The organism is Nocardia brasiliensis (genome assembly GCF_011801125.1).
GTDB classification, from domain to species: domain Bacteria; phylum Actinomycetota; class Actinomycetes; order Mycobacteriales; family Mycobacteriaceae; genus Nocardia; species Nocardia brasiliensis_C.
In genome coordinates, this window is record NZ_CP046171.1 from 3,144,255 (window position 1) to 3,158,888 (window position 14,634).

Consider the following 14,634-nt stretch of genomic DNA (forward strand, 5'->3'; position numbering starts at 1 on the left):
CGTGGCTGGATACTTCGATCGCTTCATCGCAGAGCGGGCCGCGGCGGGACAGCTGGTGGTCCAGCCTCGGATGGGGTTCGGCAGCCTCTCGGCCATGCGGTCGGGTCTGGCCAGGGTGGCCTACCTGGACTTCCCGGTGATCGGCACGCTCACCCTGGACAGCTACACCCGCGTCGGCGACTACCGGACGCCGCTGGAGCGCCTTGCCGCGGGGGAGGAGTTGAACGGGTATCCGCTTGTCTCGCACCCGGTCACGGAGACCAGGAAGCTGCTCGCCGGGCTGTACGGGCCGAATTTTCCGGTCCAGGTGCGCCACGGCACCGCGCTGCCGCTGCGGGTTTTCGAGCGGCTGGTCGAGGTGGGGCTGGACGCGACCGAGGGCGGGCCGGTCTCGTACTGCCTGCCCTACAGCAGATTGCCGCTGCGCGATGCCGTCGACGCCTGGGCGGAGAGCACCCGGTTCCTCGCCGGCGCAACCGAGTTCGGGCACATCGAGAGTTTCGGCGGGTGTCTGCTCGGGCAGCTGTGCCCGCCATCGCTGCTGGTGGCGATGGGCGTGCTGGAGGGATGCTTCTTCCGCCAGCACGGGTTGCGGTACATGTCGTTCAGCTACGCGCAGGGAACATTGGCCGAGCAGGATCGCGGCGCGTTGCGCGCGCTGCGGACCCTGGCCGCCGAGTATCTCGGCGATGTGACCTGGCACGTGGTGTTCTACACCTACATGGGCCTGTTCCCGCGCACCCCAGACGGCGCGGCCCGGCTGATCCGAGACAGCGCCCGCCTTGCCATCGCCACCGGGTGCGAACGGATGATCGTGAAGACGGTGTCGGAGGCCTGGCAGATCCCCTCGGTGCCCGAGAACATCGCCGCCTTGCGCATGGCCGCCGAAGAGGCCGCGGGCCCGCTCGATCCGGCCACCGCGGCCGCCGACGAGTACTACGCCGAGGTGCTCGCCGAGGCCCGCCTGCTCATCGACGCGGTGCTCGACCTGCACAGCGACGTGGGCGAGGCGCTGCTCATGGCGTTCGCCACCGGCCTGCTCGACGTTCCGTTCTGCCTGCACGACGACAACCGCGGCGCGACGACCACGGTGCTCGACGAGCAGGGCGCGTTGCGCTGGGGCAAACTCGGCCGACTTCCGTTGCCTGCCAGTGCCGGTCGCGACGACCTGGCCCGGCTCGGTTCCGACGCGCTCTACGGGATGCTCGACCACGTCGCGAACAGCTATGACAGCCGCCTGATTCCGTGAACACCCAGATGGGAAGCTCGATGTCCGAAGACAATCCGTCCACCGTGGTCCTGGTGGACGCGTTCTCCACGGGCGCGCTGCTCGCCCTGCAAGCGTGGCATCGGTACCGGCTGGTCCACGTCCGATCCCGGGCCCGGCTGCCCGCGACCTTCTCGGCGAGCTTGCCCGCCGAGTTGTTCGCCGAGGATCTCGCCTACACCGATCACGCCGACGACGTGATGCGCAGGCTCGCCGAGCTCGCGCCGATCGCGGTGATCGCGGCCAGCGAGTTCGGCGTGGAGGTGGCCGACGAGATCGCCGCCAAACTGGGCCTGCGCGGCAACGACCCGGCGCGCTCGTACGTGCGGCGGGACAAGTTCCACATGCTGGAGGCGGTGGCCGAGGCGGGCCTGCGTACCGCGCGGCAGCGGCGGGCAGGCGAGGTGCGCGACCTGCTGGCATGGCGGCGCGCGAACGGGCTCGACCGCATGGTGATCAAGCCGCTCGACAGCGCGGGCTCCGACGACGTGTTCATCAGCGACTCCGCCGAACAGGTCCGCACCGCGGTCCGCACGATCATCGGCAAGACGAACCTGATGTTGCGGACCAATGTGGCGGTGCTGGCGCAGGAGTACCTGGTCGGCGAGGAATACATCGTCAACTCCGTCAGCCGCGACGGCAGGCACTGGTTCACCGATGCCTGGATCAGCCACAAGATGACCGTGCGGGACAACCGCAGGATCTACGACTACGAGGACCTGCTGGCCCGATCCGACCCGCGGTTCGACGAGATCCTCGGCTACGTCGCAGGCGTGCTGGACGCGCTCGGCATCGTGAACGGGCCCGCACACACCGAATTGATCTATACCGCGGCGGGTCCGGTGCTGCTCGAGACCGGGGCGCGGCTGTCCGGCCTGGCCAATCCGCGCGCCCTCGACCGGTGCACCGGGGTGAATCAGGTGGACCTGACGATGGACTGCTACCTCGGCGAAGGCAGCGCGCTGGCCGCCCAGCCTGCCGTCTACACCCGGCGCGAACATGCGCGCTGCGTGAATCTCATCGCGCACCGCGAGATTGCGCTGCCCGCACCCGTGCTCCGGGACGAGCTCGAGCGGTTGCCCGCTGTGGAGAGCGTGCGCTTCCGGATCGGCGATCAGACCTTGACCAGACCGACCGTAGATCTCAACTCGTCGCCGGGTGTGGTGTTCCTCGTGCACCCCGACGCCGCCGAGATCGAGCGGTCCTACCAGGCGCTACGCCGGCTGGAGCGCGAGCTGCTCTAGCCGCTTCGCCACCGACCGGGAGGCAACGGGTTTCGATGACGAATCCACAATTGGGCCAGGTCCTGCTGGCCGTCCTGGTGCTGTTGCTGGCGGCCAATCTGCTCGGACAGCTGTTCGGAAAATTACGCCAGCCCAAGGTCGTCGGCGAGATCTTGGCCGGAATCCTGCTCGGCCCAACGGTACTCGGACAGCTCGCGCCCGGATTCGCGACAGAGCTGTTCGGCACCGACGACGCGGCGAGCCGGACGGTGCTGCTCGGCTTTCTGTACCATCTCGGCCTGCTCCTGTTGATGTTCGTATCCGGCTGTGCCGCACGGCATCTGCTCGGCGCGCAGAACCGGAAGGCCACCGCGTGGATTCTGGGGATCGGTACTCCGTTGCCGTTCTTTCTCGCGCTCGGCGCCGCGCCGCTGCTGCCGCTGGACAAGTTCACCGGCACGGCGGGCAGCACGCACGCCGTGGTGCTCGTCTTCGCCGCCGCCAGCGCGGTCACCTCGATCCCGGTGATCACCAAGATCTTCTACGACCTCGGCATCCTGCACACCCGCTTCGCCAGTCTGCAGCTCGGCTCCGCCGTGCTCGAGGACATCGCCCTGTGGGGCGTGCTCTCCGTGGCGACCGCCATCGCGTCGGCGACCCTCGGTACCGCCGGAGGCGACCTGAGCGCCACCATCGGCGAGCACATGGCGGTGAACGCCTGCTTCGTGCTCCTCGCGCTCACCGTGCTGCCCGCGTTGTTACGCAAGCTCTCGCGCGCCGAATGGAATGTGGTGGCGCGCAATTCGCCCATCGCCTGGATGCTCATGGTGTTCCTGGCCTACGTGTCGCTGGCGGCCGCGCTCGACGTGACCCTGGCCTTCGCCGCCCTGCTGGCCGGGTTCGGTGTCATGGGCGGAATGAAAGGCACCGAGCAGCAACGCTTTCAGGCGCCGATGCAGTCGCTCTCCGAGGTGGCGGGGCACTTCTTCGTTCCGCTGTATTTCGCGATCGTCGGCTATCGGCTCGACCTGACCAAGACTTTCGATCCGTTGATGCTCACGGGATTTCTGCTCGGCACGTCGCTGGTGGTGTTCCTGTCCGTCGGCCTCGGCGCGAAGCTGGCAGGCATGAACCGCCTCGACATCGTCAATCTCGCGGTCACCCAGAACGCGCGGGGCGGACCAGGCATCGTGATGGCGTCGGTCGCCTTCGACGCGGGCATCATCAACGCCACCTTCTACACGACGCTGGTGCTCACCGCCGTGCTCACCTCGCAGGCGTGCGGCTTTTGGCTGGACTATGTGCTGCGCAAGGGATGGCCGCTGCTCTCGGGCGACGACCTGCGCCGCCGCGGCATCGAACCCGAGCGCGAGGAACTGCCGCAGCGCACAGCGTCCTGAGTCAGCTGACCGCCATCACCAGGATCCCGATCGCGACTGCCACGAAGACGGTGATGATCAGTCCGGCCACGATGATCGCAGCGATCCCGGTGATCGGGAACCGGTGCCGCGTGGACGGCTCGGGGGCCGACAGCCCGGAGGTCTGTGGCGTGTCCGGCGGTGTGGTGCCCGGTGCGACGCCGCCGCCCGGTTCCAGGCCCGGGGTCTTGGCGGGATCTGGATCCATCGAAACCATGCTTGTCCCCTTCCTTCAGTCCGGCGGTTCTTGCGCGTCCTCCGGGATCGCGCCGGGGATATTGGCGGGTAGGTCGTCGGTGCCGTCGTAGCTGCCGGGGCCGAGGTCTGCGGCGGCGCGGCGCGGCGCGTCGGCGGGTTGGGGTGCGGTACCGGTACCGGCGAGACCGGCGGAGGGTGGGTCGCCGGGATCGGTGTTGTCGAGTGCGTCGATCGCGTCGCTCAGTTCCGCGCGCAGCCGATCGGTGGCGGCACCGTCACCCGCGTTCTCCGCGGTCGTGATGTCCTGGCGGAGCTGGGCGATGACGTCGTGGTTGACCATGATCCTCCTCGCTTGTCGGGTGGGGCACAGTCACGCGCTACCCGTCCCGGGTCCGGGCAATCAGCCGATCCGGGAAAGTGCCGTGTGATTGCGCTCATCCGCACGCCAAGCGCCCCCGACCTGTTTGACCGCCCGTCATCGGGTAGTGCCGGAATAGGCGGCGGTGACGACCGGCCACCCGGCACCGTGCCGTCGTCCGGCAGCGGCACCGGGCCGCTGCGAGTCATCGACGAAAGGACACACAATGCCTACCGCGCAGGAAACCGGCCGATACACCGGGACCAAGGACAAGGACTACGACCTCATCTGGTTCACCGAGGCCTGCCTGAGCAACGCGCTGCGCATGGAGGAATACAGCCGCGACGCCGAGAAGAACGGCGACAGCGAACTGGCCGAGTTCTTCCGGCGGGCGCAGGCCGACAGCCGCAAGGGCGCCGAGCAGGGCAAGACACTGTTGGCGCGGCGGTTGATCGGCGACGCGGCCAACACCACGCCGGAGTAGCCAGTGGAGAGGGGATGATCGCAGTGCGCACCGAAGACGTCGAGAAGCGCTGGACCGATGACGGCACGTTCCGCCAGGCGGCGACCTACGTGCTCGCGGTGCTCGGCCTGGCCGCGGCGGTGTTTGTGGCCACCGCGGTGTGGGCGGCGCATCGCGGTGCCTGCGCGGCGGCCGAGAGCACGCTGTGCGACACCACCGCCAAAACCGCCGTTCTGCTCGGTCCCGCCGCGATCGTGCTGCTCGGTGGTGTCGGCGCCTTCGTGCGGACGTATCAGCAGTGGCGGCGCGGCCGGAACTGGCCGATCTGGCAGGGCGCGGGCTGGTTCCTGTTCGTGCTGATGACGGTCTTTCTCGGCATCGGCGGCGGCGCGCTGGCGAGTTGAGCGGCCCGCTCAGGCACGCGTGCGCGCGGCGACGGCGAGCCGGACATTCGCGCGTTGCAACGCGGCACGGGCCTCGGTATCGCGGCGATCGTCGGTCAGCCGCTGCGCCGCGTCGGTCTGCGCGGTCCGCGCGCGGGCCACGTCGATGCGCTCGGCGAACTCCAATCCCTGTGCCGTCAACCGGATCTCGTCGTCGGCCGCGCGTAGCTCGCCGCCGTGCAGCGCCGCAAGCCACTCTCGCGTGCCCGCGCGTACCGTGAGCACCCCGATATCGAGGGTCGCGTCCACCCGGTCGTGACCGGGCTCGAGCACCTGGACGCCGTCGACGGTGGGCACCCGCACCCGGTCGGCGCGGAAGACGAATTCCCGATAGCCGGGTACCGCCAGGACGACCGCCAACCCACGGGCGGCACGCACCTTGGCATCGCGGGCGGAACTTCGCTGCATTGCTGACCTCCTATCGGTATCCACGGCAGTGCTCTCGACGGCGCACGGACCAGATCCCGGCGCTGCGCGGCCATCGAGCCTCCCCGCATCGCCCACCGACGATGGAAAGTCATTGCGTTGGCGAGTATTTCGTCGAGATGCTAGATCAGCGGGTCCGAGGCCGCGCTGTCGATGATAGGCGTGCGCGCGGCCCGCCGAGCGCAGGCGCGCGCCCACCGCGTGGTGTCGGTGTCACGGCCGTGATCGTAGGCCCGAACCGCCCACCCGGCGCTCGTTGTGACCGCCCACATCAGCTACCCGCGCAGACGGCTGATTCGAGTCCGCCGGACTCGGCAACTCGCCCGAGCGCGCGTTCGACCGCCCGCACCGGTGCCGATTCGTCGGCGTCGGTCGGGTAAGTTTGGCGGCCGGTTCACGGATTGGTTGGGGTGTTGAGAACGCGGTTGCGAGCTTCGGTCGACATGTGGGAAAGCTTGCGGCGACGCTGGGATTGGTCGTTGGCCGCCGCGGTGGTGGCGATCGTGGGCGGTGCGCTGCTGATCGGCTGGCGGGCGGGCAAGTACGGCAGCTGGCTGGTCGACGACGCGGGCATCACCTTCGCGTATGCGCGCAGTGTCGCCGCGGGGTTGGGGCCGGTGCTGCAACCCGGGGCGCCACCGGTCGAGGGATTCTCCAATCCCACTTGGCTGCTCGTGCTCGTGGTGGGTTCATGGTGCGGACTCTTCGACCGCGGCGCCATCTTCGGCGTTCCCGACTACGTGCTGTATCCCAAAGCGGTTGCGCTGCTGTGCTGCGCGGGCATCCTCGCTGCCTGCTATCTGGCGGCCCGGCGGGTTTCGCGCTGGCCCGCGCTGGTCACGTCGGCGACCGGGGTACTGCTCGCCGCGATCCCCTCGTTCGTGATCTGGTGCTTCTCCGGCCTGGAGAACTCGCTGTTCGCCCTGGCCGCGTGCGCGCTGGCGGTGCATCTTTTCCTGGCGGTGCTCGACGATCGGCTGTGGACGATCAGGACCGCCGTGCTCGCCGGTGCGATAGCGGCGATCGCGGCGTTGACCCGGCCCGACGGGCTCATCTATCTGCTTGCCTATCCCGTGATTTCGCTGCTGCTGGTGCGCCGCGCGAACTGGCCCGCCGCCGTGCGGGGCGTGCTGTATTCGGTCCTGGCCTTCGCGCTGCCGTTCGGGGCCTATCTGGTGTGGCGCTACAGCGAGTTCGGCAGGCTCGTCGCGAACACCGCGGTCGCGAAGAACCAGCAGATGCCCAGTGTCGCGGATCTTTCCCGGATCGGTGAGTTGGTGCAGTACGCGGGCGCGCCCGCGGTGATCCTGGCCGTCGGCGTGGTCGGATTCGCCTTGGCCGCGCCGGGTAAGTGGCGCGACGGCGCGGTCGCGCTGCTGGTGCCGCTGACCTTGGCGATGCTCGCCTACTGTGTGCTGGAACCGGATTGGATGGCCCAGTTCCGGTTCGCGACCCCCGTGTGGGCGCTCGGCGCGATCGTCGTGGCGATCTCCGCGGGGGAGCTGCTGGCGAAGCTGCATCTGTATCGCCGGGTGCTCGTGGTGCTGGCCCTGGTGGGCGCGTTGATCCCGTCCGGCGTCGCGTTCGCGGACGCGTCCGGCTCCTATCGCGCGAATTCCGATGTGCCGCTGTGTTGGATCGTGCTGCGTTTCGGTGAGGTCTTCAACGGCTACGCCGATATCCTGGCACTGGACGAGGGATCGTTGTTCACCCCGGATATGGGCGGCAGCTCGCTGACGTCGCGGCTGCGGCTGATTGATATGGCCGGCCTGGTCGAGTCCCGCATCGCCGACATCTACGCGGGCACCGACCACACCGACCTCACCGACTACGTGTTCGACGAGGTCCAGCCGACCTTCGTGCATACCCACGGCGGCTGGATGGGCAACGGGATCACCGTCGATACCCGCATCGAACGCGACTACTACCGGATCCACCGCTCCCTGGACCCGGATCGGCCGGACGAGGACTGGGTGCGCAAAGACGTTGTGCGCGAAGAGAACCAGCTGCAACAGTTGCGCGACTACGCCGGCCGGGTGCTGCCGCCGCTGTGGCCCGAGTTCCGCGCCTCCGATTCCTGCGGCCCGACCCTGCGGCGCGGACAGGCCCCAGGCAGCTGAGCAGACCTCGCCGAGTACGAGATCGCCGCCGAACACGTCGTGCACGACGGGCGCTGTGATGTCGCGGTGTCCCCAGGCCGGATTCTCGAAATGCCATGCGGTCCTGGCCATATCGTCCGGCGAGCAGGTGCGGACATTCAACGCGTGGACGTTCAGGGTTGCTGGAAGCCCATGCCGCGCATGACGGTGGTGACGTGGCTGTCCCACAGAGCGTCGGTGTCGGGGATTAGGTCGGTGAGGCTGCCGAAGATCTCGGCGGAGAGGAAGCCGAGAATCGAGGCCCACGCGTTGAGCACGATGCCGGGTACAGGTGTGTCGGGCAGGGTTTCGTTGCCCAGCAGGGCGCTCATCAGCGGCCCGATCGGCAGGGCCGGGACCACGGTGCGGTCGGGGTCGGCGACGCCGGAGCCGATCGCGGCCAGGTAGGTGGTGCCCAGTGCGACGACGGTCCGGCTCGCGGCGGGTCCGGTCTCCTCGGGCAGGGCCTGATGACCGGGCACCGGAGTGCCGTTGATCAGGGTGAAGTCGGCCCGGTTGTGCAGCGACCACTGCCGGGCGGCGTCGCAGCCCGCGCGCCATTGTGCGGCGGGCTCGGGGGCGGCGTCGCGCTGCGCGGCGACGATGGCATCGGCCATGCCGTCGTATGCGTCCACGCACAGCGCGGTGATCAACGCGGACTGATTGTCGAAGTAGCGGAAGATGGCGGCGGGGGACATGCGCATCGCCCGTGCGATGCCGCGCAGCGATAGTCCGCCGGTGCCCTCGGTCGCGAGCTGCCCGCGGGCAAGGGTTTTGATTTCCGCGATGGTCTCCGCTCGCCGTTCGGTCCGCCTGGTGGCCCGGCCCGGCGTAGTCGCGGGTGTGGTGGGCATGAAGGTCCTTTCCTGGGGGCGCGGCTGTTGGCGAGTAGTCTAGCGGGGTTCGTGCAAACCGATCACATTGTGAACAGTGCATACGTTGGTGTCGGCGTATTGACACCGCCACGCGCAATGTGAATCATAGTGACAAAGTGATCGGTGATTACATTTGGGCGGAATCTGTCTTCGGTGAATCAGGAGCTGCTATGACCGCAGTGCGAACCAGCGCCCGTACGCTGCTGGCGCAGGAATATCGGGATGTCGCCGAGCTGTTGCGCACGCTCACGCCCGAGGAGTGGGACACCGAGTCGCTCTGCGCGGGATGGCGGGTCCGCGATGTCGTGGCTCACCTGCTCTACGAGGCGACCCCGCCCGCGCGGTATGTCGCCGAGATCGTGCGCTCTGGCGGGTCGATGGACCGGTTGAACGAGCTCTATATCCGCCGCAGTGCGACCAAGACCACCGACGAACTGCTCGCCGCCTTCGCGACCATCGACGGTCAAGGGCTCGGTGCGCGGGTCGCTCCACGAAATGTGCTGGCGGACTTGGTCATCCATCACCAGGACATCCGGCGTCCGCTCGGGCGGCCGCGTACCGTGCCGACCGAGCGGCTGCTCACCCTGCTGCGCCACCCCGACCCGTTCCTGCGGCCCGGCCCGCGCATGCGCGGCCTGCGGTTCGCCGCGACCGATGTCGACTGGGAACACGGCAGCGGCCCCTCGGTGACCGGTCCCGGCGAGGCCATCTTCATGGCGATCGCGGGACGCGCCGTCGCGTTGGCGGAACTGCGCGGCGCCGGCGTCGACACCCTGCGCGCCCGGCTGCGCTGACCGAAGTTTTCGCACAGGGCTCACCCACTGACCTCGTGTTCGGCGAGCGCGGCTCGGCCACCGACGGTTTCGGGCAGCGCCGTCTCGACCGGCCGCGATGCCGTATTCGTCGGCGCGGGCGCGGGTCCGGAGCCTGCTTCGATGCGCCGGATACCCGCGGCGGCGGTCTTGAACAGCGGCTGTTTTGACGCGGGATCGATTTCGGTGCGGGTCAATTCGTTCGCGGCCCGGTCCCGATCGCCGTCCGCGTCGAAGTAACCGTAGTGGAACGGGAGAAACACGACCCCGGGCCGGATCGCGGTGATCCGCGCGCGGGCCCGGACCGCGCCGCGCGCCGAGAACACCTCGACCAGATCCCCTTCCGCGATGCCCGCCGGTGCCGCGTCGTCGGCGGACAGCTCGACCCAAACCTGCGGGGCGGCGTCCTGCAGCTGTCGCACGCGTGCGGTTTTGGTTCGGGTGTGGAAGTGATACAGGGTGCGGCCGGTGATCAGGACGAGCGGATACCCTGCGGACGGCTGCTCTGCCGGCGGCTCGTAGTCGACGGCTTTGATGATCGCCCGGCCGCCCGGATCGTCAGCGCGATAGTCCTTTTCGTCGATGGGGGAGCCGGTGCCGATGTCCTTGCCGAAGCTCTCGCAGTAGTCGGGTTCGGTGGGGAAGTGGGCGTCGGCGTAGAGCCGTTCGGTGCCATCGGGCCGGGTCTCGGTGCACGGCCACTGCACGCCACCGTCGCGGAGCCGCGCGTAACTCAGCGCGGAGTAGTCGCACGGACGTCCCGCGCTGCACCGCTGCCACGCCGCATAGGCCTCCTGAGCGTTCGTCCACGGCGGCAACATGTTTCCCGCGGTGTCCCGGAAGTCCATCCGGCGCGCGTAGTCCAGGAAGATGTCCAGATCGGCGCGGGCCGAGCCGGGCGGCGGCACCGCCCGCTCCGAAAGATGCACGGTGCGATCGGCATTGGTGAACACGCCGGTCTTCTCACCCCACGCCGCGGCGGGCAGGACCACGTCGGCGAGCTCCGCGGTCTCGGTACGAAAGATGTCCTGGACCACCAGGAACAGTTCGGGCCGCGACAGCACGCGCCGGATGCGCGCCAATTCGGGCAGCGACACCGCGGGATTCGTCGCCGAGACCCACAGCATGCGTAACGAGCCCTGCTCGGCCAGCTCGAACATCCGCATCGCGTGGGTCGGCGGTCCGTCGTGCGGGATGTCCTGCGCCGCGACGCCCCACAGCCGGGCGAGTTCCGCGACATGGTCGGTATTGGCGTAGTTGCGGAAGCCGGGCAGGTCGCCGTCGGCACCGCATTCGCGGGTGTTCTGCGCCGTCGGTTGCCCGTTCATCTGCAACACGCCGCAACCCGGTTTGCCGAGCAGCCCACGCAGCAGGTGCACATTGTTGACCTGAACGGCTGCCGCTGTGGCCTGATGCGACTGATAGACGCCCTGCAACACGGTCGAGAGCAAACGCGGTGCGGTGCCGAGCAATTCGGCCGCCTGCCGGATCTCGCGCGGCTCGAGCCGGCAGACGGCGCCCGCTCGTTCCGGCGTCCACGACGCCACTGTGTCGGCGAGGGCGTCGAAGCCGACGGTGTGCGCGGCGAGGTAGTCGTGGTCGAGCCAGTCGTGTGCGATCAACTCGTGCAGCAGTGCGTTCATCAGTGCCAAGTTGGTGCCGGGCAGTGGCGCGAGATGGACGGTCGCGTGCGCGGCGACCGCGGTCGGCCGTGGGTCGACGCACAGCAGGGCGGGTGGGTCAGCGCCGGCGAGCCGATCCAGCATCCGGGCCCACAGGACCGTCTGTGTCTCGGCGACATTGTGCCCGTACAGCGCGATCGCGTCGGCGTGGTCGACGTCGGTGTAGGAACCGGGCTGGCCGTCGCTGCCGAACGACTCCTTCAACGCCTCGGCCGCCGTCGCGGTGCACAACCGGGTGTTCCCGTCGACGTGCGGGGTACCGATGGCACCATGCGCGAGCACCGCGAGCGTGTAGTACTCCTCCAGGAAGAGCTGGCCGCTGGTGTAGAACCCGAACGACTCGGGGCCCGGACCGGCGAGCAGCTCGCGGCTGCGTCGCACGATCCGGTCCATCGCGGTGTCCCAGTCCGTCTCGACCAGCCGTCCGTCCACGCGGATGAGCGGCCGGGTCAGCCGATCCGCCGACTGGGTGGCCTGCCAGCCGTACAAGTCCTTGGGGCCGAGCCTGCCGCGATTCACCCGGTCGGTGGCTCGTCCCCGCACGCCGACCATGCGACCGGCCCGCACCGCGATCTCCATCGCGTCACCGTTGGAATGCAGTATCGACGCCGCGGGCACCCATCGTTCGACGGTCTCCGGTCGAACCCCGTCGGCCAGGAACATGTCGGTTCGCACCGGCCACGGCTCGCCACGCCCGTACGGCGTGCGCACACCCCATGGCTCGGCGATTCGATCACTGGTCGCCATGGCGGCGTCCTACCCGGGCACACCGATCTCAAACAGTGCCCAGCGGGTCGCGCAGGTAGCTCTCGACGACCGCCGCGGACTCGGTGATGGCGCCGATGTAGCCGTCGGGGCGGACCAGCACATAGGTGCCGGGGGAGACGTCGTAGCCCGCGCAGAGGGAAAGCGCCAGTGTGGGCACCTCGAGTCGCGGGATCGGGGCGTCGAAGGCGAGCAGGGTGTGGTGCGGCCCGCGGAACGCTTCGAAAAGAGTGGTGCCGGAGGGCAGGCGGCCGTCGGGCGCGCGGTCGCCGGCCCGGAGGTCGCCGGGATCACGGCGATCGTCCAGGGTGAGCGGGCCGCCGCGGTAGGAGATGTCGAGCTGGTGGATCGCCGGTGCGGTCGTGGCGCCGCGGAAGTCCTGTCGATGCAGCGCCGAGCTCAGGCCGAGCACGTTCGCGGCGACCGGCATCCGTTCGGCCGCATAGGTTTCCAGGAGCCCATGGTCGGTCCCGGCGACCGCGGCCGCGAGCTTCCAGCCGAGGTTGTAGGCGTCCTGTATGCCGGTGTTGAGTCCCTGGCCGCCTGCCGAGGAATGGACGTGGGCCGCGTCGCCCGCGAGCAGCACCCGGCCGATCCGGTATCGATCGACCATGCGGACGTTCAACCGGTACAACGAAATCCAGCGCAGATCGAACAGCTCGACGTCCGTGCGGCCGGAGCGCTCCAGACACAGCCGTCGCACGGTGTCCAGGGTCAATTCCGGGTTCTGCTCGGCCGGCAACGACGCGACGAACTGGTAGTACTCGCTGTCCGGGAGGTTCCACAGCGAGAACCTGTTGCTCACATCGCCACCCCCGGTCAGGATATGACAGAACCGGCCGTCGAGCCCCGACGCGCGGACATCGCCGATCAGCGTTCGTTCGGATTCGAAAGCGTCCCCGGCGAATTCGACACCGAGCAGCTTGCGGACGGTGCTGTGCCCGCCGTCGGCGCCCACCAGATAGTCCGCCTCGATCGGGCCGTTCGTCGTGTGCGCCGTGACTCCCGCCGCGCTCTGCTCGATCTCGAGGACCTCGGTGTTCCATTCGACGCGCGCGCCAGATTCGACCAGGCGGCGTTGCAGGATCTCCTCGGTCCGCCACTGCGGAATCAGCCACGGATCGGTGAAGGGCATCGCGTCCGACGCCGAAAGTGTTGGTGTGCCGAGTATTTCGGCCACGCTCCGCTCCCACAACACGTCCTGACCCTGGTAGAGGCGGAACTTCGGAAAGGGTTCACCACCGGCGAGTATCGCGTCCAGCACGCCGAGATCGCCTAGCACCTCGAGCGTGCGTGGCTGCAAACCCTTCGCGCGCGAGCCGGAAATATCCCCGGTGCCTTGTCGACGATGCGTAACGGTGCCTGACGGCGGGCGAGATCGCACGCCAAGGCGAGCCCGGTCGGTCCCGCTCCGACAATCACAATCGTCACCGGCTCGCTCCTCCGCGGCGCAGCAGCACGAGCAGGACATCGTCGACGAGACGGGTGCGGAAGGCGGCGTCCAACCCCGTGCCGAATTGGGTCTGGCGCAGGATCATCGCCTCGGCGACATCGTGGACGAGATCGACGTCGGTGGCCGCGGGCAGCTCGCCGCGATCCATCGCGCGCCGCAGCGCGTCGTGGAATGGGGAGAGTTCCTCGTTCTCGACGTGCTCGCGCAGTGCCGCGGCGAGGTCGGCGTCGTGCCGCGTGGCGGCGACCAGCCCGCCGATCATCGCCAGGTAGTCCTCGGAGGCCTTGCCGCCCAGCGCTTCCAGCACGGCGAGCAGATCTCCGCGCAGCGTGCCGGTATCCGCGATCTCGGCGTTGTGGTCGGCGTCGAAGGCGTCCAGCGCCGCCTTGACCAGCTCGGCCTTGTTGCGCCAGCGACGATAGATGGTCGCTTTGCTGGCGTTGGCGCGCGCGGCGACGGCGTCCATCGTCATGGCCGGATAGCCATGTTCGGCGACCAGGTCCAAGGTGGCCGCCAGGATCGCATCGACCCGTTGTTGTCCTCGTATCACCGTCCAAGCGTACGAAACCGTTTCGTACACTTCAGCGGATTATCTGGCTCCGGCCGTCAACCGCGCCGGGTTCCGTCGCGGCCGAGTACGGCGTCCACACTGAAACGGCCAGCGCCGACCAGGGCGATCGCCGCCGAGACCAGGATCAGCAGCCACTCCGAGGCGTAGAAGAAATTGCCGAGAAAGCCGAAGGTCGTCGTCGACTTCTCGGCGACACCCGGTGCTACCGAGAACCAGAGCGCGCCGACCATCGTCAACCCCAGCCCGGCGGCCGCGACCCTGGTCAGCAACCCTGCCAGCAACAGTGTGCCGAGAATCAGTTCGGCCCAGGCCGTCGCGGGTGCGGCCAGGCTCGGCAGCGGCACCGACCATGCCTCGAAATCGGCGCGGAAACGGTCCGGAGCGGCGATCTTGCCCCAGCCGCTGTTGGCGAACATCAACCCGACGCTGACCCGGGCGACCAGGAGCCAGCCGTCACCGAAGTACCCGTTCTTCATGGCTCGCACGCTACCTTCCGCGAATATCCAGCATCACCGGGACGCGGCGCCATCGCCTTACCATGG

At 68.7% G+C, this 14,634-nt stretch carries 14 protein-coding genes and 2 pseudogenes; 7 read left to right on the plus strand and 9 right to left on the minus strand.

Annotated elements, in window-relative coordinates; genetic code table 11:
• Position 1 precedes the first annotated feature (1 nt).
• Genes F5X71_RS14370 through F5X71_RS14380 form a run of 3 tightly spaced genes read left to right on the plus strand, consistent with a single transcriptional unit; the run spans position 2 to position 3,890 of the window.
• Complete coding sequence (locus tag F5X71_RS14370; protein WP_167462407.1) at positions 2-1,249, plus strand: methylaspartate mutase; 1,248 nt, start codon at positions 2-4, stop codon at positions 1,247-1,249.
• A gap of 20 nt (positions 1,250-1,269) precedes the next feature.
• Positions 1,270-2,511 (plus strand): ATP-grasp domain-containing protein, encoded by a 1,242-nt coding sequence (locus F5X71_RS14375; RefSeq protein WP_174817069.1) that lies wholly within the window; start codon positions 1,270-1,272, stop codon positions 2,509-2,511.
• Between the two features lie 35 nt (positions 2,512-2,546).
• Entirely contained in the window at positions 2,547-3,890 is a 1,344-nt protein-coding gene (locus tag F5X71_RS14380; RefSeq protein ID WP_167462408.1) for a cation:proton antiporter, read from the plus strand.
• 1 nt (position 3,891) lies between these two features.
• Here the strand turns inward: F5X71_RS14380 and F5X71_RS14385 are convergent, their stop codons facing one another.
• The gene (locus F5X71_RS14385; protein WP_238815885.1) at positions 3,892-4,116 is read right to left on the minus strand and encodes a DUF6480 family protein; all 225 of its coding nucleotides are present in this window, start codon (positions 4,114-4,116) and stop codon (positions 3,892-3,894) included.
• A 24-nt stretch (positions 4,117-4,140) separates the two neighbouring features.
• On the minus strand, positions 4,141-4,446 hold the full coding sequence (locus F5X71_RS14390) for a hypothetical protein (RefSeq protein WP_167462410.1): 306 nt from the start codon (positions 4,444-4,446) through the stop codon (positions 4,141-4,143).
• Between the two features lie 244 nt (positions 4,447-4,690).
• Between F5X71_RS14390 and F5X71_RS14395 the strand changes: the two genes are divergently transcribed.
• Together F5X71_RS14395 and F5X71_RS14400 are read left to right on the plus strand one after the other, a co-directional pair.
• Entirely contained in the window at positions 4,691-4,948 is a 258-nt protein-coding gene (locus F5X71_RS14395; protein ID WP_167462411.1) for a hypothetical protein, read from the plus strand.
• 14 nt (positions 4,949-4,962) lie between these two features.
• Entirely contained in the window at positions 4,963-5,331 is a 369-nt protein-coding gene (locus tag F5X71_RS14400) for a hypothetical protein (protein WP_167462412.1), read from the plus strand.
• Positions 5,332-5,340: 9 nt separating this feature from the next.
• Here the strand turns inward: F5X71_RS14400 and F5X71_RS14405 are convergent, their stop codons facing one another.
• Positions 5,341-5,778 carry a F0F1 ATP synthase subunit epsilon gene (locus tag F5X71_RS14405; RefSeq protein WP_167462413.1) on the minus strand — a complete coding sequence of 146 codons (438 nt, stop codon included), beginning with the start codon at positions 5,776-5,778 and terminating at the stop codon, positions 5,341-5,343.
• 461 nt (positions 5,779-6,239) lie between these two features.
• Between F5X71_RS14405 and F5X71_RS14410 the strand changes: the two genes are divergently transcribed.
• Positions 6,240-7,916 carry a hypothetical protein gene (locus F5X71_RS14410; protein WP_238815886.1) on the plus strand — a complete coding sequence of 559 codons (1,677 nt, stop codon included), beginning with the start codon at positions 6,240-6,242 and terminating at the stop codon, positions 7,914-7,916.
• Between the two features lie 9 nt (positions 7,917-7,925).
• Here F5X71_RS14410 and F5X71_RS37730 read toward each other — a convergent pair.
• Both F5X71_RS37730 and F5X71_RS14415 read right to left on the minus strand, forming a co-directional pair.
• A pseudogene (locus F5X71_RS37730) lies at positions 7,926-8,123 on the minus strand (YunG family protein); the annotation flags it as partial.
• Positions 8,069-8,788, minus strand: a complete 720-nt coding sequence (locus tag F5X71_RS14415; protein WP_167462414.1) for a TetR/AcrR family transcriptional regulator — start codon at positions 8,786-8,788, stop codon at positions 8,069-8,071. The gene F5X71_RS14415 and the pseudogene F5X71_RS37730, both read right to left, overlap by 55 nt.
• A gap of 191 nt (positions 8,789-8,979) precedes the next feature.
• Between F5X71_RS14415 and F5X71_RS14420 the strand changes: the two genes are divergently transcribed.
• Positions 8,980-9,603 carry a maleylpyruvate isomerase family mycothiol-dependent enzyme gene (locus F5X71_RS14420; RefSeq protein WP_167462415.1) on the plus strand — a complete coding sequence of 208 codons (624 nt, stop codon included), beginning with the start codon at positions 8,980-8,982 and terminating at the stop codon, positions 9,601-9,603.
• A 20-nt stretch (positions 9,604-9,623) separates the two neighbouring features.
• Here the strand turns inward: F5X71_RS14420 and F5X71_RS14425 are convergent, their stop codons facing one another.
• The 4 genes and pseudogenes from F5X71_RS14425 to F5X71_RS14440 all read right to left on the minus strand — a co-directional run bounded on the left by F5X71_RS14425 (position 9,624) and on the right by F5X71_RS14440 (position 14,568).
• A complete protein-coding gene (locus tag F5X71_RS14425; protein WP_167462416.1) occupies positions 9,624-12,050 on the minus strand; it encodes a molybdopterin oxidoreductase family protein in 2,427 nt (808 codons plus the stop codon).
• A gap of 28 nt (positions 12,051-12,078) precedes the next feature.
• Positions 12,079-13,499: pseudogene (locus F5X71_RS14430) on the minus strand (FAD-dependent monooxygenase).
• Positions 13,496-14,071 carry a TetR/AcrR family transcriptional regulator gene (locus tag F5X71_RS14435; RefSeq protein ID WP_167462418.1) on the minus strand — a complete coding sequence of 192 codons (576 nt, stop codon included), beginning with the start codon at positions 14,069-14,071 and terminating at the stop codon, positions 13,496-13,498. The pseudogene F5X71_RS14430 and the gene F5X71_RS14435 overlap by 4 nt, the downstream one beginning before the upstream one ends.
• Positions 14,072-14,127: 56 nt before the next feature.
• A complete protein-coding gene (locus F5X71_RS14440; protein WP_167462419.1) occupies positions 14,128-14,568 on the minus strand; it encodes a DoxX family protein in 441 nt (146 codons plus the stop codon).
• Positions 14,569-14,634: the final 66 nt, after the last annotated feature.